13 protein-coding genes are annotated in these 19,704 nt (G+C 47.8%); 6 read left to right on the top strand and 7 right to left on the bottom strand.

Annotation, left to right across the window (positions count from 1 at the left end; genetic code table 11):
* The first annotated feature begins 267 nt into the window (after positions 1-267).
* Positions 268-552: a hypothetical protein gene (locus ACINK7_RS11530; protein WP_404355267.1), complete on the top strand. Its 285-nt coding sequence runs from the start codon at positions 268-270 to the stop codon at positions 550-552.
* Between the two features lie 199 nt (positions 553-751).
* Here ACINK7_RS11530 and ACINK7_RS11525 read toward each other — a convergent pair whose 3' ends face one another.
* The 5 genes from ACINK7_RS11525 to ACINK7_RS11505 form a co-directional block, all read right to left on the bottom strand.
* Positions 752-4,147, bottom strand: coding sequence for a mechanosensitive ion channel domain-containing protein (locus ACINK7_RS11525; protein ID WP_404355265.1), 3,396 nt, complete (start codon positions 4,145-4,147; stop codon positions 752-754).
* A 727-nt stretch (positions 4,148-4,874) separates the two neighbouring features.
* On the bottom strand, positions 4,875-5,762 hold the full coding sequence (locus tag ACINK7_RS11520) for a carbon-nitrogen hydrolase (protein WP_404355263.1): 888 nt from the start codon (positions 5,760-5,762) through the stop codon (positions 4,875-4,877).
* A gap of 177 nt (positions 5,763-5,939) precedes the next feature.
* Positions 5,940-6,965, bottom strand: a complete 1,026-nt coding sequence (locus tag ACINK7_RS11515) for an agmatine/peptidylarginine deiminase (RefSeq protein WP_404355261.1) — start codon at positions 6,963-6,965, stop codon at positions 5,940-5,942.
* A 17-nt stretch (positions 6,966-6,982) separates the two neighbouring features.
* Complete coding sequence (recN, locus tag ACINK7_RS11510; protein ID WP_404355259.1) at positions 6,983-8,674, bottom strand: DNA repair protein RecN; 1,692 nt, start codon at positions 8,672-8,674, stop codon at positions 6,983-6,985.
* A gap of 9 nt (positions 8,675-8,683) precedes the next feature.
* Positions 8,684-9,565, bottom strand: a complete 882-nt coding sequence (locus ACINK7_RS11505; RefSeq protein WP_404355258.1) for an NAD(+) kinase — start codon at positions 9,563-9,565, stop codon at positions 8,684-8,686.
* Between the two features lie 216 nt (positions 9,566-9,781).
* Here ACINK7_RS11505 and hrcA point away from each other — a divergent pair, with 216 nt between their 5' ends.
* The 5 genes from hrcA (at position 9,782) to dapB (ending at position 15,668) form a co-directional block, all read left to right on the top strand.
* Positions 9,782-10,825 (top strand): heat-inducible transcriptional repressor HrcA, encoded by a 1,044-nt coding sequence (hrcA, locus tag ACINK7_RS11500; RefSeq protein ID WP_404355256.1) that lies wholly within the window; start codon positions 9,782-9,784, stop codon positions 10,823-10,825.
* 70 nt (positions 10,826-10,895) lie between these two features.
* Positions 10,896-11,543, top strand: coding sequence for a nucleotide exchange factor GrpE (grpE, locus tag ACINK7_RS11495; protein ID WP_404355254.1), 648 nt, complete (start codon positions 10,896-10,898; stop codon positions 11,541-11,543).
* Positions 11,544-11,612: 69 nt separating this feature from the next.
* Positions 11,613-13,547, top strand: a complete 1,935-nt coding sequence (dnaK, locus tag ACINK7_RS11490) for a molecular chaperone DnaK (protein WP_404355252.1) — start codon at positions 11,613-11,615, stop codon at positions 13,545-13,547.
* A gap of 152 nt (positions 13,548-13,699) precedes the next feature.
* Complete coding sequence (gene dnaJ, locus ACINK7_RS11485) at positions 13,700-14,857, top strand: molecular chaperone DnaJ (protein ID WP_404355251.1); 1,158 nt, start codon at positions 13,700-13,702, stop codon at positions 14,855-14,857.
* A gap of 4 nt (positions 14,858-14,861) precedes the next feature.
* Positions 14,862-15,668 (top strand): 4-hydroxy-tetrahydrodipicolinate reductase, encoded by an 807-nt coding sequence (gene dapB / locus ACINK7_RS11480; RefSeq protein WP_404355249.1) that lies wholly within the window; start codon positions 14,862-14,864, stop codon positions 15,666-15,668.
* Positions 15,669-16,644: 976 nt separating this feature from the next.
* On the opposite strand, the gene ACINK7_RS11475 is transcribed toward dapB, so the two are convergent.
* Both ACINK7_RS11475 and fdhF read right to left on the bottom strand, forming a co-directional pair.
* Positions 16,645-16,875, bottom strand: a complete 231-nt coding sequence (locus ACINK7_RS11475; protein ID WP_404355247.1) for a hypothetical protein — start codon at positions 16,873-16,875, stop codon at positions 16,645-16,647.
* A 53-nt stretch (positions 16,876-16,928) separates the two neighbouring features.
* Positions 16,929-19,703, bottom strand: a complete 2,775-nt coding sequence (gene fdhF / locus ACINK7_RS11470) for a formate dehydrogenase subunit alpha (protein ID WP_404355245.1) — start codon at positions 19,701-19,703, stop codon at positions 16,929-16,931.
* Position 19,704: the final 1 nt, after the last annotated feature.

The raw sequence follows: 19,704 nt of genomic DNA, 5'->3' as shown, positions 1-19,704 counted from the left end.
AAGGCTTTGCCAGCATGGAGCTGGCATAGAGCCTACATGGACGTATTCACGGCGTCCTTTGACGGGCACCCCGGTGCCGAATTTTGATCTCCGATAGGTATATAAAGGGAGTAAATAACCTCTTGGATCTATTAGCTTTGTTATGTGAGTAACCGAACGCTTCATAAAATATCGCATGATTCGGCGTAAGGATATACCGAATCTTTTTATGACAAAGAAACGATATACAGGATAGACGTTTTTTAAACTTAACTTATTGGAGATTGTATGGCTGAAACTGTAGATGAATTGACTGTCACCTACGAAGATGGTGGTATTGAAACCGTCAAGGAACTTGATAAAAAAGTATTGAGTAAAGGCGCTTGGGCGACGGTGATCTATCGTTACCAAGATTGGGATCGCAAGAAAGAATCCTACGGCCCGGATAAATATACAATTCGCCGTTATCAAAAACGCAACGGCGAATATCAACAAAAATCCAAATTCAATATTTCCAGTACGGATCAAGCCAAAAGTATTATTGCCGCATTGCAGGAATGGACCGGAGAATGACAAGTTTGTGAAAACTAAATTCGGCAGTTTAACCATGAAGCCCATGAAGTTCATTGAGTAATTCAATAGGTTGTCTGAGCCCCTACCAACCTATCGGGTGAGCGAAAGTTTTATGCGAACGCGTAACAAGTTATTGAATTAACTTGCTACTCTTCATGGTCTTCAGGGTGAAATGCTTTTTCTAGGTTGAATATTTATTTCAAGTTGTTTGAGATATCGGAATTTCCGAAGTGGCCTGATACGGCGGCACTATTTGCCCATTTGCCGGGTTTTCCACGATCGAGCGGATATGAAGGTCGCGTTGCGGAAATGGAATTTCAATATGATTTTCGCGAAAGGCATGATCGATTCGGAAATGGATGTCATGGGTAACCGGTAGTCGGTGCGCCAATTCGCTAACATAAACCCGGATCGAAAAATCTAAAGAACTGTCGCCGAAGCCAAGCATCAGCACACTGGGTTCTGGATCTTGCAAAACCAAGGGTGTAGATCGAACCGTTTCCAGCATGACTTTATGGGCTAGTTCGATATCGGAACCATAGGCTATACCGATTGGGATCACTAACCGTGTCGTCGGATCGGTCAAGGTCCAATTGATCATTTGTTCGGTGATGAATGTTTTGTTCGGTACGATTAATTCCTTTTGGTCCCAATCAATAACAGTTGTGGCACGCATTTGGATGCGACTAACTTTGCCGCTGATATCGCCGATCGTTACGGCGTCTCCGACTCGGATAGGTCGCTCGAACAAAATAATAATGCCGGAAACCATGTTCGCGAAGATTTCCTGTAGACCGAAACCTAAACCTAAACTGAGTGCTGCGACTAGCCATTGCACTTGCGACCAGCTGCCGCCCAGTTCATTCGCAACCACGATAAAGCCGATCGAAACTAAGAAATATTTGGCCAAGTGATTGACGGCATAACGAAAGCCGGCGTCGACCGTTACGCGCCGAAAAATCAATAACTCCATGACCCCCGGAAAATTGCGGATCGCCACACCGGCTATGAAAGCATAGAGGCCGGCCAGAAACAGATTGGTTAGGGTTATCGGCTGATAGACTTCTTGATTATCTACCGTGACGAGGTGTTGCCATAACGTGATGTTGTCGAAAAACGAGAAGGCCGGCAGAATATTTCGCCATATCATCCACGAGCCGACAATAAGCGTAAAGCCGATAAAGACATTGAGTAACGCCTTAGTTTGAGCATTGATTTTAGGAATATCCAGTAGCTCTTCTTCGGCGACTACAACATTATCTTCGGAGCCTGTAGTCGTAGGTTTCGAACTTTGCGCGGCAGCGGCAGTCTTGCGTTTTTGCCGTGCGTTTTTCAGGGCCAGTTGGCGGTTAGCCAGGGTTAGCCAACGCAGCACCAACTCATAGATAATAATACTGATAAATATCATCCTCAGCATTACAATTAATTTGTTCTGCAATTCCAGTGCGCTCAAATAATAGCCGGCTGTCGCAAACCCAATGATAGTTAAGGGGGCGATGACCGCGGCCGGATACCAAATATAGCGCGATCGATAAAGCCATCCGTTCGGGTTCGCTTCAAGATAATCCTGCAACACACCTTTCGATGGCTTTAAGATATTGAATAAAAATGCGGCGAGAGACAGCATTATGATAATAACAGCCAATCGCCCGAGATTATCACTATGCGATGCTATAGCGGAGCTTCCATTCAATTCGGTCAGAAACACGCCAGGCACAGCAACAAAGCGTACCCAAGCAATTTGTTTACGAAATATCCCGGCATTTTTCGCTTGCCATAGAAAATGTTTTTGAGCAACACCTTGCGGCGCGAACAGTCGATAAAATACCGCAAGAGTGAGTAACGGGATGGAGGCGGCCTGTAATCCTGCTCCGATAGCTTGACTAAAATCGGTAACATGAGGATTGTCGGCCAATAACCAGCCGGCCAAAAAAATCAGGAGGGGCAGGGGCAGCGCTAAAACAAAAATGTCGCCCATCGCGATCAATGTATAGGAAAATTTGTCGGTATAGATTTTTCCGATTCGGTTTGAAATGGCTGTTAATTGATGTTTGACTTTAGCCTTGACCGTCATGAGTACAATTAAAATCATAATCGAAAAGGCACTTAACAGCGGTTTTGATATTGCGGCTTTAACGATGTCTTTTGTAAAGCTTAACCAGTTTAGAGGCGACAGCAGCCATTGGAATGAACCGAATAAGTCGATGAGGTATTCGGTATCGATCGGAACGGAACTCGGCACCCACAGCAAACGTTCATCAAGATAAGTGGCAAATTTTTCAGCTTGACTAAGCATTTGTTGTCTTGCGAAATCTAGATCGCCTAGGGTTCGCAAATAAGCCGTGTAAGCAACCGATAATCGGTTCAGTAAGTCTTTTTGGTTATTGAGCAATACGCGCAATTCGGCCTGTATCATCATTCGTTCATTAGCCGGTAGCTTGTTGTCGACTTCCGAATTCATGATTCTATTTAGTTCCAAATCAATATCGGCTAATTCTTTAAGTCGATCCTCAATCTTGAATTGCGCAAGGCCGGTCTGAGCAGTTTCGTCCTGTATGGTCTGGGATTGCAATGAGAATTGCCCGGCGGTCGGTAAATTACGCCGTTGTTCTCTCAGTATTTTGCCAAGCGCAGGACTGAGTCCGGCTAAGCTGATTTTGCGTTCGGCGCTTTTGAAATCGGTCTCAATTTCGGCGGATTTGCTATCGATTTTGTTTTTCTGTTCGCCGCTTTGTTCAATCTTGGTTGTGATGGCCTGAAGATCCCGACTGTATTGGATGTTTTCGCGGGTAACAAGCTGTATGACCGGGTGCTTATCGGCTAGCTCCTGTTCCGCTTGATCGAGGGCCTTCTGCATTTCCTTGGCTTCTTGTTGGCGGCGTTCGGACAGGGTGCTTTCTATCGCAGCGATAACAGGGGCGAGCAGATTCTTCTGCATATCCAACAATTGCAGTTCGGATTTGATGACTTCGGTCCTGAGCGGATTGCTGGCGGCCTCGATTTCCAGCTTTTTTAATTCGGCCGTGCGTGATTCGATCAAGGTTTTTAAATGAATGTGCCGGGCTTCAATTTCCAACTTCGATTCTGCTGACGTTGGCGGGATTTCGAGCTTATTTCGGGCGGCATCGAGGTCTTGTTTGGCCTCAACCGTTTCTAGGCGAATTTGCTGTGGACGGCTGTTCTGTTCGGCCAATAGCGCGTCGAGTCTTTTGATTTGTTGGTCAAGGTTGCTAATTTTGCCTTTTTCGATAATCAGGCGTTGTTCGAGCTCTTCGATAGGGATGTGACTGAAGTCCTCTATCTTTTGTTTCTCTAGTTTTTGTTGGGTTTGCTTAATTTCATTTTGTAAGTTTTTAATTCTATCGGGTGCTAGTTGCAGTGCTTTTTGGTAGTTTTCACTGCGAAAATTAAACTCTCCGGTATTGGCGAGATTGTCTAACGCGGACTGATAATATTTAAGCGTTTTGGTTTTGACGCCTTCGTCGAGACCTTCCCGGGCGGTGAGTACTTCGATTTTGTTGCGTAGGTTCTCCGGGTCATATTCGGAAGTTACAGGCTTGCCGTTTTGGCTTTGAGCCAAAACGACTTGAGGCATTAAGCTGCTTAGTAAAGTAAAAATAAGCAAGCCAAGAATTGCCGGAAAGATCGGTTGGGTTGTCGAACAGATATTTTTCATCGATGATGGAACGTCTGATAATAAGAGATAGCAGGAGCAGGAGCAAAAATCCGCCGACACTTTGTGCCTCTATGAGCTAATGCCGAAAGTTGATGTGCGAAAGTTATACTTTTCGATATGCCGATAATACAGAATTCGGCAGTTTAACCATGAAGCACATGAAGTCTATTAAGTATTTCAAGAGATTGCCTAAACATTACCGCTAACCTCTTGGGTGAGCGAAAGTTCTATACATAAAGGGCGCTGATTTCAAAAAATGTCATTTATTTTTTACCATGAAGAGCATGAAGGACTTGAAGATACAGTGTTTTCAATTTTAAATGGGTAACTAAGGAATATGCACAGAATAACTGCTACAAGTAGTAGGCTTTGCGGCGACTCGCTTGACAGGACGCCGTGAAAGCGTCCTTGTAGGCTTGGCGGCGGCTTTCCTTGCCGCCGATACTTGCCAATCGAGCCCCCGAAACCTCCTTAAAATAAGGAAGTTATTTACGACCAAATCCTAGCTGGATTTGAAAGCGCTGTATTACTGCATTGAGTTCATCTATTGAGTTCATCTGTTATATTGTGATAGTTCATAAAGTACTAAATCTCTTTCCTTCATTATCTTCATGCCCTTCATGGTGAAATGCTTTTTCTAAGCTAATTAATCAATAAATCGTTTAATTAAATCGCCGTACTCGTCAATTCTTCTGTCGCGTAGATAAGGCCAAACTTGTCTGACGCGCTCGCTACGCCCGCGGTCCAGTTCCTGGGTTAGGATGATTTGCTCGCTGGATCCGGCTTGCGCGAGAAATTCGCCTTGCGGCCCGGTAATAAAACTGTTGCCCCAGAATTCGATACCGGTCGAGGCGTCATCGGGCGATGCTTCGAATCCGATGCGGTTGCAGGCAACGACCGGTAGTCCGTTAGCGACCGCGTGCGCGCGTTGAATTGTGATCCAGGCGTCGAGTTGGCGCTGCTTTTCCTCGTTAGTATCAGCAGGATCCCAACCGATCGCGGTCGGATAAATCAAAATATCGGCGCCGGCCAAGGCCATCAGGCGCGCGCCTTCCGGATACCACTGATCCCAGCAAACCATAACCCCCAATTTACCGATCGAGGTCTCTATCGGTTTGAAACCGATGTCGCCGGGGGTGAAATAATATTTTTCATAATAACCGGGATCGTCGGGAATATGCATCTTGCGGTATTTACCGGCGATGCAACCGTCTATGTCGAAAACCACGGCAGTATTGTGATAAAGACCAGGCGCGCGCTTTTCGAATATTGTCGATACAATGACGATTTCTTGATCCTTGGCGACCTGAGACAGTATTTCGGTGCTCGGCCCTGGAATCGGTTCGGCTGTGGCAAAGGAGTTGAAATCTTCATTCTGGCAAAAATACGGACCTAAATGTAACTCCGGCAATACGGCCAAGTTGGCACCGGATTGTTTGGCCTCTTTGATTAAGTCGATCGAAAGATCCAGGTTGTCGGCTTTGTCGGCATTACAAGGTTGTTGAATCGCGCTGACGATAATGTTCGATTTCATAATTGTGAGATATGACTGCGGTTCTAAAAATTCAATATTATATCGCCAATCGCCGGGCCCAGTTATACAGTTATACCCTTTGCAGGTTAAAATTCATGGCGCTTTATTAAGCGAGTTACCGAGCCCTCAGCAAAGCTTATAGTTCCTGGACTTTATTTATCGCGAAATCCTTATTCCTTAATCTATCGCGATATTTGCCGGAAATTGCATCGTCATGCAATGCAGGCTGCCGTATTGATGCACGATCGGCCGACAGGGCGTGGCAATGATTTCGTGTTGCGGAAAACATTCAGCTAGTTTATCGACGGCGGTTCGATCCATTGGGTCATCGTAGACTGGGACCATGACAGCATCATTAATGACCAGAAAGTTCGAATAATTGGCGGGTAAACGCTTGCCGTCTTCATCGAAAATCGGCTTCGGCAAATCCAGAGCAACTAATTTGTAGGGTTCGCCGCTGGCGGTTTTTAGCGCCTTAAGCTGAGTCTCCATGTTTTTCAGGCTTTGGTAATGCTTCTCGGACGGATCGTTGCTGCTGGTATAGGCGATCGTATCGGGGCTACAGAAGCGAGCGAGCGTGTCGATATGGGCATCGGTGTCATCCCCGTCAAGATTTTCCTGATCGATCCACAACACGCGTTCGGCGCCGAAATGCTTTTGTAATTGCGCCTCGATTTGCTCCCTGCTCAAATCCGGATTTCGGTTCGGATTGAGCAGGCATTGTTTGGTCGTCAATATCGTGCCTTTGCCGTCGCTTTCGACGCTGCCGCCTTCGAGTACCATATCGATATCGAGATGCGGGTTGTTTGCGAACGGAGCGTTTTTCAGCATATTCCAATTCAAAGCGTTGTCAGCCGCGTACTCGTATTTTCCGCCCCAGCCGTTGAAACGGAAATTCAGTAACAGCGGCTTGCCGTCTTTTTCGACGGTCAGAAATGCGGTGTCTCGAACCCAAATGTCGTTGTACTCGGCGTGTATGAAGCGAATCGCGGATTTGCCGTTTTGTAATAGCGTTTCAATGAGCTGCTGGTGGGCCGCATTCTTGCACACGATGATCAACGATTCATAACGACTGATCGTTTCCGCGATGAAGCGATAGCTTTGTTCGACGTCGTTGAGATTCGCTCCGAAATCGCCGGCTTGATCGGGCCATGCAATCAGTACGGCGGATTGTTTTTCCCATTCTGCTGGAAAACGGATCATTCTTTGTTTTTCCTATGTTATGAAACCGACGAAGTGTCGGTGATCGATTGAAAAAGCATTTCTCGGGCATGGGCCAAGGTGTTCTCGGTAATGTTAACGCCGCCGAGCATGCGAGCGATTTCTTCGACGCGTTCTTCGGTGTTGAGCGGCCTGACATTGGATGTCGTGATATCGCTTCGGTTATTTTTAGACACATACAAATGATGATGGGCTTGCGATGCGACTTGTGGCAGATGTGTAACGCACATAACTTGTCGATTGAGGCTCAAGGCGCGTAGCTTTTGTCCGACAATTTCGGCAATGCTGCCGCCGATTCCGGAGTCGACTTCGTCGAAGATCATCGTCGGCGTGGTTTTGTCGTGACTAGTCGTGACTTGAATCGCTAAACTAATGCGCGATAACTCTCCGCCGGAGGCAACTTTAGCCAGCGGTTTGGCCGGAAGCCCCGGGTTGGCGCTCACTAGAAATTCCACTTTATCTTGTCCATCGGTGCGCGGGAGCGAGCTATTTAGCGGCGAAATTTTCACGATAAATTCGCCTTGAGGCATGCCGAGTTCTTTGATCATCGCCGAAATTCGGGTTTGCAACTGCTGGCCGCCTTGTTGGCGTTGTCGTGTCAATTGATCTGCTATTTCACCGTATTTAGCGAGCAGTTTTTCAACTTTATCGGTCAAGCTATCGATTCGTTCGCCGCTGTGTGTCAGGTTGTTGAGTTCTTGTTCGAGATTGGTAGCTAGCTCAGGCAATTCTTCCGGCTGAACATGATGCTTACGGCAGAGACTTTGAATCATGCCGATTTGATTTTCCAGCACTTCCAGTCTTAACGGGTCGGCTTCTAGGTTGTCCAAATAACGACGCAATTGGTGAGCGGCTTCTTCAATCTGAATTTGTGCTTCGTTTAAAATGCCGTTGATAGATTCGATGTCCGGCGCAAAACGCGTTAAATCATTCAAAGCATGAGTCGATTGCAGCAGCAGACGATTGAGCGATTGTTCGTCGTTTTCATAGAGCAAATCGAGTTGCCGATGTCCGGTCGATAGAATCTCTTCCAAATGCGCTAGTTTACTGTGTTCATCCACAATTTCGGCATAATTGAATTTGTTCAAGTCGAGTTGTTGTAATTCGTCGAGTTGGTAACGTAATAATTCCTCGCGCTCGATACTATCGACACTGGCTTTTTTCAGGGCTTGTAACTCCCGATTGCTTTGCTGCCACTGTTGGAAACAGGCATTGACTTGCTCCAATAGGGCTTGATTGCCGGCAAACACATCCAACAATCGGCGTTGCTCTTCGCTATGGAGTAAAGTCAAATGTGCATGCTGTCCGTGTATTTCAACTAGCTTTTCGCTCAGTTCTTGTAAAGTTTGTAATGTAACCGGGCGATTGTTGATATAGGCTTTTGATCGACCGTCATGGTTGATAACTCGTCTAATCAGGCAGTGTTGCTCATCATCCAGTTCGTTTTCTTCAAGCCATGTTTTCGCCTTAGGAGCATCGGATAAATCGAATTCTAAATTGATTTCAGCACGTTTGCTGTTCGGTCGAATATAGCCGGAATCGGCTCGATCGCCGAGTGCTAAACCCAGTGCGGTCAATAAAATCGATTTTCCGGCGCCGGTTTCGCCTGTCAAAACCGACATTCCGCCGTTCATATCCAAGTCTAATGTTTTGACGACAGCTAGGTCGTTAATGGAAAGATTTAATAGCATGAGAATGAGTTAAGGATAACCGCCGCTCCAGTTGAGTTTTTTTCTGAGGATTTCAAAAAAATCGTGTCCTTCGGGATGGAGAATTCTAATCGGTTTCGGGTCTTTTTTTATCAAAATTTTATCACTGATCAATACTTCGGGTATTTCGAGATGATCGCAGGTGACTAAGGCATTGATTTGTTTAGTTTGACAGAAGCTGATTTCGATTTCGGCCGAATCGTCAATGACGATTGGGCGATTCGATAGCGTATGAGGATTAAGCGGTACCAAAACCAAGGCATTCAGAGAGGGGTGCAAAATCGGGCCGCCCGCCGACAACGAATAAGCGGTCGAACCGGTCGGAGTCGAGACGATCATGCCGTCTGAACGCTGAGAGTTTAGATAGACGCCATTAATGTGCGTGACGATTTCTATCATGCTGGGTGTTACCCATCGATGTACGACGACTTCGTTAACGGCAGTCTGCTCGTTAAAGACGCGGTGGTCGCGTATGATTTTGGTCCTTAATAAGTAACGCCTTTCCTCGCTATAATGGCCTGTTAAAATGTTATTGAGCTTAGGCAATAGTTCATAGGGCGAAATGTCGACCAAAAACCCGAGGCGTCCCAAATTGATCCCGACTAGTGGAATGTCGTATTGGGCGATTGCACGCGCGGCAGATAAAAACGTACCGTCGCCACCAGCGGCGATAATCAGGTCGCAGCGCTGTCCAATAGTCTCGATGGCCGAGCTTTCAACGCCGGATTCCGTTATAAATTTAGCACTCAAGCGGTCTATTATGACGGTATAGTCATGCTGTTTAAGATAACGGTAAAGAATCGCTAAAGTTTCGGCAATTCCGGGGTCGCTGGCTTTACCGATAATGCCGATGGTTTTGAATGAGCTGTGCATTGTCGTTAATTTAAGAAAGGATTTGATCGAATTATACTCAATAAGTCAAGGGATAAGGGGAAAGATGAAAGATGAAAAGTTAAAGGTTAAAGGTTAAAGGGGGATGAGGGCTGTGATGGAGTTGTATTTGCTAGTATTGACAAGCAGGGGGTGAACTGCTAATTTGCGCCGCTGGCACTCGATGAGGTAGAGTGCTAATAAGCTAGAGGGTTTAATGTGAATAATAATCAGGTGTTGAACGAAAGATCGCTGCAATTATTGAAAGCATTGGTTGAACGTTATATCCAAGACGGACAACCGGTAGGTTCGCGTGCCTTATCTAAGGATACCGAATTAAAATTGAGTCCTGCAACGATTCGTAATGTCATGGCCGATCTGGAAGACATGGGATTGATTCGTTCTCCGCACACTAGTGCAGGCCGGGTGCCGACCGTGAGTGGCTATCGTTTGTTTATCGATTCGTTGCTCACGGTAAAGCCTCTGAACTCGGAAGAACTTAAACTCTTGCGCAAAAATTTAATTGCTAAAGATAACGTTAATGATGTCATCGGGGTGGCATCGAGAATATTATCCGACGTCACGCGGATGGCCGGTGTCGTGACATTGCCCAAGCGCGAACTGGTCAGTTTACGCCATATCGAGTTTTTGCCGTTATCCAACACCCGCGTATTGGTCATTTTCGTGACTAATGAACAGGAAGTGCATAATAAAATCCTCCATACCTCAAAACAATTTACGCCTGCACAATTGCAGCAAGCGGCCAATTATTTAAATTCCGTCTATTCCGGATTGAGCCTGGCAGCAGTCAGAAAGGCCGTGCTGAAAGAGCTCAAAGACGCCCAAGAACAAATGAACCGGGAAATGTTAGACGCGGTACAAATGGCTAAGTTGGCACTCGATCCCGAAAAGTCGGATGAAGATTATGTGTTAAGCGGCGAGACGAATCTAATGGGTTTTTCCGAATTATCGGACATGGAGAGGCTCAAGGAGCTATTCGATGCTTTCAGTCAAAAGCGAGGTGTTATTCATTTACTCGATCAATGCTTAAATGCCGAAGGCGTACAAATTTTTATCGGTGAGGAATCCGGTTATCACGCATTCGAACAATGCAGTCTGGTCACCGCACCATACTCGATTAACGAACAAGTGGTCGGTGTTTTAGGCGTAATAGGCCCCACGCGAATGGCTTATGAAAGAGTGATTCCTTTTGTCGATGTAACGGCAAAATTATTAGGCGCGGCCTTGAATCCCAAAACATAAGCCCCACATTTCTTGAAATAGAGTTCTCCCGCGGATGCGGACCGTTTTTTATTTAAACCGGAGTTTAATAATGAGTAACGAGCAGGAGTTGCCGGAAAAGGCAGCGGACGAGCAAGCCGAAACTATTTTGGAGCAAGGCGCCGATGCGCAGGTTGATAACAATATAGACGAAAACAGTCAGCCGCAGGCGGCCCAAAAGGTTAATGTCGAAGAGTTATCTCAAAAGCTTGAAGCAGCCGAACAAAAGGCTACAGAAAATTGGGATAAAGTATTGCGCATACAAGCGGAAATGGAAAACCTGAAAAGAAGAACCCAAAAGGATTTGGAAAACGCCCATAAGTTTGCATTGGAAAATTTTGCCAAAGAATTATTGACTGTTGTCGATAGTTTGGAGCTTGGTTTGCAAGCCGCTATCGGTGATAGCCCCGAAGTGCAAAAGTTTCGAGAAGGCAGCGAATTGACATTGAAACAATTCGAAGCCGTTTTTTCTAAATTCAATATAGAAGTGGTTAATCCGCTAGGACAACCGTTTGATCCTGAGTTGCATCAGGCGATGGCCATGCAACCATCTGTCGATGCCGAACCGAACTCGGTCATTAATGTATTTCAGAAAGGCTATGTATTGAATGGGCGGCTGTTGCGTCCGGCAATGGTTGTTGTCGCCAAAGCCGAGGACAATCCTCCGCAAGAATCACCAAAAATCGATGAGCAGGCTTGAACAGATTAAAACAGCCCCCATATCGTAATCAACTAATTTTTAAATACACTCTCAAGTCTGGAGCAATCAATGGCTAAAATAATCGGAATAGATTTAGGAACCACCAATTCTTGCGTGGCTGTGCTCGAAAACGGCACCGCACGCGTCATCGAAAATAGCGAAGGCGCCAGAACCACGCCTTCAGTCATCGCATTCACCAAAGATGACGAGGTGCTCGTCGGACAATCGGCCAAGCGTCAGGCGGTAACCAATCCCGAAAACACCTTATTTGCTATCAAGCGTTTAATCGGCCGCCGTTTCAAAGACGATGTCGTGCAAAAAGATATCAAAATGGTGCCTTACAAAATCGTACCGGCCGATAATGGTGACGCTTGGGTTGAATGTCACGGTAAAAAAATGGCCGCGCCCGAAGTGTCGGCTCGGGTCTTGATGAAGCTGAAAAAAGACGCCGAAGCCTACCTAGGCGAAGAAGTCAAAGAAGCGGTCATTACCGTACCGGCTTATTTTAACGATTCTCAACGTCAGGCAACTAAAGACGCGGGCCGCATTGCGGGTCTCGACGTCAAACGCATTATCAACGAACCGACCGCAGCGGCACTGGCATTCGGGATGGACAAGCCGAAAGGCGATATGAAAATTGCCGTGTACGACTTAGGCGGCGGTACATTCGATATTTCAATCATTGAAATCGCCGAGATCGAAGGAGAGCATCAGTTCGAAGTCTTGTCGACCAATGGCGATACCTTCCTCGGCGGTGAAGACTTCGACCTCAGAATTATCGATTTTCTGGCCGACGAATTCAAACGCGACAACGGTATCGATTTGCACAGCGATCCATTAGCGCTGCAACGACTCAAAGAAGCCGCTGAAAAAGCCAAAATCGAATTGTCGTCTTCGCAACAAACCGATATCAATCTGCCTTATGTCACGGCCGATGCGACAGGACCAAAACATTTAAATGTCAAATTAACTCGGTCTAAATTGGAATCCTTGGTAGATGATCTGATTGATAAAACCAAAGCCCCATGCCTAATGGCGCTAAAAGACGCAGGCTTATCCGCGTCGGACATTGACGATGTAATTTTGGTCGGCGGTCAAACTCGAATGCCTCGCGTTCAAGAATTCGTTAAATCGATTTTCGGCAAAGAGCCGCGTAAGGATGTTAATCCGGATGAAGCAGTTGCCTTAGGTGCAGCGATTCAGGCTGGCGTATTAGGCGGCGATGTTAAAGATGTATTGTTGCTCGATGTAACGCCTCTATCGCTCGGCATCGAAACCTTAGGCGGTGTAATGACTAAATTGATCGAGAAAAACACAACGATTCCGACCAATGCTTCACAGGTTTTTTCAACGGCGGACGACAATCAAACCGCTGTAACGGTTCATGTTTTACAAGGCGAACGGGAAGTTGCGAGCGGTAATAAATCACTGGGTCGTTTCGATTTGGCCGATATCCCACCCGCACCGCGCGGCGTTCCACAAGTCGAGGTGACTTTCGATATTGACGCAAATGGTATCTTGAATGTCTCGGCCAAAGACAAAGCGACCGGTAAAAAACAATCAATCGTGATCAAGGCCTCTAGCGGTCTATCCGATGATGAAGTCGATCGCATGGTCAAGGATGCCGAGGCGCATGCTGATGAAGACCGCAAAGTGACCGAACTGGTGAGTGCACGGAATCATGCGGAAGGGATCATGAATGCCACCGAAAAATCGATGAAGGAGCTCGGCGACCAGGTTTCCGGCGATGAAAAATCGGCGATCGAAACTGCGATCAATGAATTAAAAGACGTTCTCAAAGGCAATGACAAAGAGGCGATCGAGACCAAAACCAATGCGCTGACCGAATTGTCCGGTAAACTGGCCGAGCGCGTTTATGCGCAAAAAGCCGAAGCTGAAGGCGGTGCGGAGGCCGGTCAGCAATCATCGACAAGCTCGTCAGCAACCGACGATGGTGTTGTCGATGCCGAGTTTGAAGAAGTCAAAGACGACGACAAGAAATAATTCCATGCCGGCGCTGTTCGACTTGCCGTTTAAGGTATGTTGACCGGCGCCGAATTTGATAGTACCAAAGCATGGTGTTTTATAACGCTACTCAATCGAGTCTTTATTTCTACGGGAAATAATGGGACTGTATCGAACGATAATTAATAGACATGGCAAAAGAAGATTACTATAAGCTTCTCGGCGTCGATAGAAACGCCAGCGACGCGGAAATCAAAAAAAGTTACCGCCGCATGGCAATGAAATTCCATCCGGATAGAAACAAGGATAATCCTGATGAAGCCGAAGCAAAATTTAAGCAAATAAAAGAGGCTTATGAGATTTTATCCGACCCTAAAAAAAGATCCGCATACGATCAATTCGGCCATGCCGGCGTCGATGCATCGATGGGTGGCGGTCCGGGCGGTTTCGGAGGTTTTGGCGGCGGGGGATTCAGCGGCGAAAGTTTTAGTGATGTCTTCGGCGATGTTTTCGGCGATATTTTTGGTGGCGGAGGACGAACTCGCGGCGGTGTTCAGCGTGGTGCCGATCTTCGTTACAACCTTGAGTTAACCCTAGAAGAAGCGGTAGGCGGAACAGAGGCAAAAATTCGCGTGCCGGTCATGGTCGTGTGTGACGAATGCCATGGATCCGGTGCAAAAAAAGGCTCTTCTCCGGTCACATGCTCGACCTGTCATGGCCATGGCCAAGTTCGGATGCAACAAGGTTTTTTCTCGGTTCAACAAACCTGTCCGACGTGCGGCGGAACCGGTAAGCAAATCAAAGACCCTTGCCGGAAATGTCATGGACAGGGCCGGGTTCAGGATACTAAAACATTGTCGGTCAAAGTGCCTCCCGGCGTCGATACCGGCGATCGAATTCGTTTGTCCGGAGAAGGTGAAGCCGGTAAGGGCGGCGGACCGGCCGGCGACTTGTACGTTCAGGTTCATGTTAAGGATCATCCGATATTTACCCGCGATGGGGCCAATTTGTATTGCGAAGTACCGATCAGTTTCCCGACCGCTTGCCTTGGCGGCGAATTGCAAGTACCGACTTTAGATGGCCGGGTCAAATTGAAAATTCCCGCTGAAACTCAAACCGGTAAATTATTCCGATTGCGTGGCAAAGGGGTGAAGCCGGTTCGCGGAGGCGCTATCGGCGATTTGCTCTGCCGCGTGCAAATCGAAACGCCTGTGCATTTAACCAAGGAACAAAAAGAGATGATTGAAAAACTGGGCGAGTCTTTAACCGGCGGCGGTAAGCAGCACAGTCCTCAAGAACATTCTTGGATGGATGGTGTAAAAAGTTTTTTTGACAAATTGACTGGATAATCAAATGACAAGAATTGCCGTGGTTGGCTCTTCCGGAAGGATGGGCTTGTGCTTGATTAAAGCGGCCGCTTTTGCCGACAATGCCGAATTAACTGTTGCCGTTTCAAGGTCGGACAGCTTATCGATCGGCAAGGATGCAGGAGAATTGGCCGGTATCAGCCCGTTGGCGGTCAAAGTAGTCGATAGTTTAGCATCGGTTGTAGACCGGTTCGATGTGTTGATCGATTTCACAAGGCCTGAACCGTCGATGGATTATATTGAGATTTGTCGCCGAGCGGGAAAAAGTATTGTGATTGGCACCACCGGTTATAGTGAAGAGCAAAAACATGTCATCGCCGAGACGTCAAAAGATGTGCCGATCATAATGGCGCCTAATATGAGTATTGGCGTTAACTTGTCTCTGAAATTGCTTGAGATGACCGCGAAAGTCATGGGCGATTATACCGACATCGAAATCGTAGAAGCCCATCACAGGCATAAAATCGACGCGCCTTCCGGAACAGCATTGCGCATGGGCGAAGTGGTCGCATCGGCATTAGGCCGTGACTTAAAGGATTGTGCGATCTATGGTAGGGAAGGCGTCACCGGTGAAAGAGATCGAAAAACGATCGGTTTTTCGACGATCCGGGCAGGGGATATCGTCGGAGAGCACACAGTGATGTTTGCCGATGAGGGCGAGCGCGTCGAAATCACTCATAAAGCCAGCAGTCGCATGACCTTCGCGAACGGCGCCGTCAGAGCAGCAATTTGGTTGAAAGACAAACCGAACGGTTTGTACGATATGCAGGATGTGTTGGGTTTGAAAGATTAATCTAACAATCATTCTAGAAAAAGCATTTCACCATGAAGATCATGAAGAATAAGAAGTTAATTCAATAGCTTCTCATGCTTTTGTAAAATAGTTTTGCTCTAGAGGCTGTCGAAATTTACCGATTTTCAGGTCAGAAAAAATGACTGTTTTATGGATTTTGAGAAAATAACTGGCGCTTTAGAACTTATGATCATCAACAATTGCCAAGATATTTTGATCACCGTAGGGTGCGCATCGCGCACTTTTCCACGGCAGCGAACCCGACGACAGGTCCTAACCCAGGTGCGCGATGCGCACCCTACACCTGGCGTTTTATAATCTATGATTACCAACAATTTCCAAGATATTTTGAGATTAAAAAGCGGGAACACAGAAATTATACCTTTCGCACTTCAAATTTCGGCAGTGTCTTAGGAGGAGGCGCCGGGGTGCTCGGCAAAGGCTTTGCCAGCATGGAGCTGGCATAGAGCCTACATGGACGTATTCACGGCGTCCTTTGACGGGCACCCCGGTGCCGAATTTTGATCTCCGATAGGTATAGCCGAATTTAGGATCACTTTACCTTTGGTTATGAGATTATCTGGTGTGGGCGCTGTTACTCGCCAAATAGGATCCGTCCCAAGTTTAGTCGGTTGGCTTGAGCGCTAACAATACCCGGCATAAGGTTCCTTCTTTCCCAAACCCCAGAGACTTTGAAAGTATTCAATATAACGAACTAACCATGAAAAGCATGACGTGACATGAAGATTTAGTTTGTTGAATTTTCAGGTCTTTTCTTCATTGTCTTCATGTTCTTCATGGTGAATGAATTTTTTATGATGCATTCGCCAATACTTTCACAGCCTCCCCAGCTTGGGAAACCGATGCGCGAAGCTCACGCTTCGCAAAGAAAAGCAGGCGTATTCTCTTCTTTCGATTGCTTGTTGTGATCACAACTTGCCTCTGGCCTCACGGTCTTCCGTGGGAGTCGGTGTATTCAAATCCCTTCTTGCTCCATTTGCTCCCTTCTTCGGTCGGCGTTTTCCTGCAGCAAAGATTCCATCTTTTTAGCATCCTCAAGTGCTTTGGTTTGCGTTTCGAGTGGCTTTGATTGTTGAGAAACGTCAGTTTGCTGTTCCGAACCCGAGCAAGCCGCGAGGGCAATGGTTAAAAGTGTTGAGATCAATTTGAATTGAGTTTTCATGTCGGATTCTTTGGCCATGCTCATGCTAGCCCCGGCACGAAGCCGGGGAGTTCATGAGTAATCGGAAAGGTAAGACCTTAGTTTATTCGCTTATTCGGTGTCCCGCCTGCGTAAGCCTTAACCGCGCAGAATTTGAATTCGGGAATTTTTGCGGCAGGGTCCAGAGCGTCATTTGTGACTAGGTTCGAGCTGGCTTCGTTATAGCAGAATGCCATGAAAACGGTCCCTTGCTGTATGCCCAGTTCGGCACGGGCATAGGCGCTGAGTTTGCCGCGCCGCGATTCGACCGTGATGAAGCCTCCCGGTTCGACGCCAAGTTTTTCCAAGTCCAGCGGATGCACGCTGACGACCGGATCGGGTTCGATCGAGTCCAGCGTCGCCGAATGCCGTGTCATGCTGCCGGTGTGCCAGTGCTCGAGTTGACGACCGGTGATGAATATCAAAGGATATTCGTTGTCGGGCAGTTCGTCGGCATGAATGAAGTCGGCCGGTACGAATCTGCCTCGGCCGGTCGCGGTCGGGAAGCCGTCAGTGAAGATCACCGGTTGTCCCGGGTCGCCGACATTTTCGAGCGGATAAGTCAACGAGTCTTCCTGGTCGAGTCGTTCCCATGTCATGCCGGCAATGCTGGTCATCGCTTGGCGCATTTCGTTGAATACATCTTCGGGGCCTTGATAATTCCAATCGCAGCCCAAACGTTTTGCGATTTCTTGAATGATCCACAGATCTTGTTTTGCTTCGCCCGGAGGATTGACCGCTTGGCGGCCCATCTGTACGCGGCGATCGGTGTTCGAGAACGTGCCGGTCTTTTCGTAGAAAGCCGAAGCCGGCAGGATGACGTCGGCAAATCCAGCGGTTTCGGTCAGGAAGATATCTTGCACAACAAGGTGTTCTAGCGATGCCAGGGCCTTGCGAGCATGATTTTGGTTGGGGTCGGACATCGCCGGGTTTTCGCCTTCGATGTACATGCCGAACACTTCGCCGTCGAGTATCGCATGGATCATTTCGACCGTGGTAAGGCCGCGTTTCGGATCCAGTTCGGTATTCCAGAGTTTTTCGTATTTCGCGCGGAATTTCGGATCTTCGACCGGTTCGTAATCCGGATAGACCATCGGAATCAAACCAACGTCCGAAGCCCCTTGTACGTTGTTTTGGCCGCGTAGCGGATGCAGGCCGGTACCGGGTCTTCCGATTTGGCCGGTCATCAAAGCAAGCGCGATCAAGCAGCGGGCGTTGTCGGTACCGTGAATATGTTGCGATACGCCCATGCCCCAAAGGATCATCGAGCCTTTCGAAGTCGCGTAAAGCCGAGCGACTTCTTTGATGGTTTCGGCGTCGATGCCGCAAACCGGCGCGACTTTTTCCGGACTATAGTTGCGCAGATGCGTGCGCATCTGATCGAAGCCTTCGGTATATTGTTTGATATAGGCGTCGTTTTGTAGATTTTCGGCCAGAATCGTATGCATGATGCCGTTCAGCAATGCAACATCGGTGTCGGGGCGGAATTGCAGCACATGTGACGCGTATTTCGCGATCGGGGTGCGGTTCGGATCCATCAGGATAATTTTGGTGCCGCGTTTAGCCGCATTTTTCATGAATGTCGCGCCGACCGGATGATTGACGGTCGGATTAGAGCCGATAATGATGATCACTTCGGCCTGGGCGACATCGGAGACCGGATTCGATACCGCGCCCGACCCCAAGCATTCCAAAAGCGCTACGACCGACGAGGCGTGGCATAGACGGGTACAGTGGTCGATATTGTTCGAACCGAAGCCGGTGCGCACCAGTTTTTGGAACAAATAGGCCTCTTCGTTACTACCTTTTGCCGAACCGAGTCCGGCCAAGGCTTTTTTACCTTTTTCATCGCGGATTTTTTTCAAACCGTTCGCGGCAAAATCGAGCGCTTCTTCCCAAGTCGCTTCCCTGAATTCCTTGTCTAAGTCATTAGGGTCCAGCAATTCAGTGCTTTTCGGAACCCCTTCGCGCCGTATCAATGGTTTAGTCAGACGCAACGGGTTGTGGATGTAATTGAAACCGTAACGGCCCTTAACGCAGAGACGGAAATGATTCGTGTAACCGTCGCGGCCTTCGGTATAAAGGATTTTATCATCCTTGACGTGATATTTGATCAAACAGCCGACGCCGCAGTATGGGCAGGTCGAATCGACGGTTTTATCGGCTACTTGCAGACCGACATTTCCGGCCGGCATTAACGCGCCGGTCGGGCAAGCCTGGACGCATTCGCCGCAAGCCACACAACTGCTGGCGCCCATCGGGTCGGCGATATCGAAAACGATTTCGGAATGAGAGCCTCGATTCGCATAGCCGATTACATCATTCATTTGTTCTTCGCGGCAAGCTCTCAGACAACGGGTACATTGAATGCAGGCGTCGAGATTGACGGAGATTGCCGGGTGCGAAAGATCGGCTTGTGGCTGGCTGCGGCCTTTGAAACGAGGCGCGCCGACTTCCATTTTTTCGGCCCAAAAATCCAGTTCCGATTTCAGGGTGTAAGGAGATTGGGACTGCTTCGGCATGTCCGATTTTAGCAGTTCCAAGACCATTTTTTGCGAACGGACTGCACGTTCGCTTTCCGCCTTGATGTTCATGCCTTCGGACGGCTTGCGACAGCATGACGGTGCTAGTACTCGTTCGCCTTCGATCTCGACGACGCAAGCCCGGCAGTTACCGTCGGGGCGCAGATTATCCGAATAACATAGATGTGGGATTTCTTTGCCGTGTCGTTTTGCGGCCTGCAAGATCGTTTCGCCTTCAAAAGCAAAAACGTCCTCACCGTCGAGTTTGAAACCGATTTGCGGTTGATTCATAAATTCAGGATTCGCAGCCATG

It is taken from the genome of Methylotuvimicrobium sp. KM1 (genome assembly GCF_044788715.1).
In the GTDB taxonomy this organism is placed as follows: Bacteria; Pseudomonadota; Gammaproteobacteria; order Methylococcales; family Methylomonadaceae; genus Methylotuvimicrobium.
The sequence above is the reverse complement of the archived record's forward strand: the minus strand, read 5'-3'. Positions and strand labels throughout refer to the sequence as shown.

Coding starts and splice junctions, on each gene's coding strand:
- ACINK7_RS11530 (WP_404355267.1), top strand. CDS start 268: ATGGCTGAAACTGTAGATGAATTGACTGTCACCTACGAAGATGGTGGT.
- ACINK7_RS11525 (WP_404355265.1), bottom strand. CDS start 4,147: ATGCCTCAAGTCGTTTTGGCTCAAAGCCAAAACGGCAAGCCTGTAACT.
- ACINK7_RS11520 (WP_404355263.1), bottom strand. CDS start 5,762: ATGAAATCGAACATTATCGTCAGCGCGATTCAACAACCTTGTAATGCC.
- ACINK7_RS11515 (WP_404355261.1), bottom strand. CDS start 6,965: ATGATCCGTTTTCCAGCAGAATGGGAAAAACAATCCGCCGTACTGATT.
- recN (WP_404355259.1), bottom strand. CDS start 8,674: ATGCTATTAAATCTTTCCATTAACGACCTAGCTGTCGTCAAAACATTA.
- ACINK7_RS11505 (WP_404355258.1), bottom strand. CDS start 9,565: ATGCACAGCTCATTCAAAACCATCGGCATTATCGGTAAAGCCAGCGAC.
- grpE (WP_404355254.1), top strand. CDS start 10,896: ATGAGTAACGAGCAGGAGTTGCCGGAAAAGGCAGCGGACGAGCAAGCC.
- dnaK (WP_404355252.1), top strand. CDS start 11,613: ATGGCTAAAATAATCGGAATAGATTTAGGAACCACCAATTCTTGCGTG.
- dnaJ (WP_404355251.1), top strand. CDS start 13,700: ATGGCAAAAGAAGATTACTATAAGCTTCTCGGCGTCGATAGAAACGCC.
- dapB (WP_404355249.1), top strand. CDS start 14,862: ATGACAAGAATTGCCGTGGTTGGCTCTTCCGGAAGGATGGGCTTGTGC.
- ACINK7_RS11475 (WP_404355247.1), bottom strand. CDS start 16,875: ATGAGCATGGCCAAAGAATCCGACATGAAAACTCAATTCAAATTGATC.
- fdhF (WP_404355245.1), bottom strand. CDS start 19,703: ATGGCTGCGAATCCTGAATTTATGAATCAACCGCAAATCGGTTTCAAA.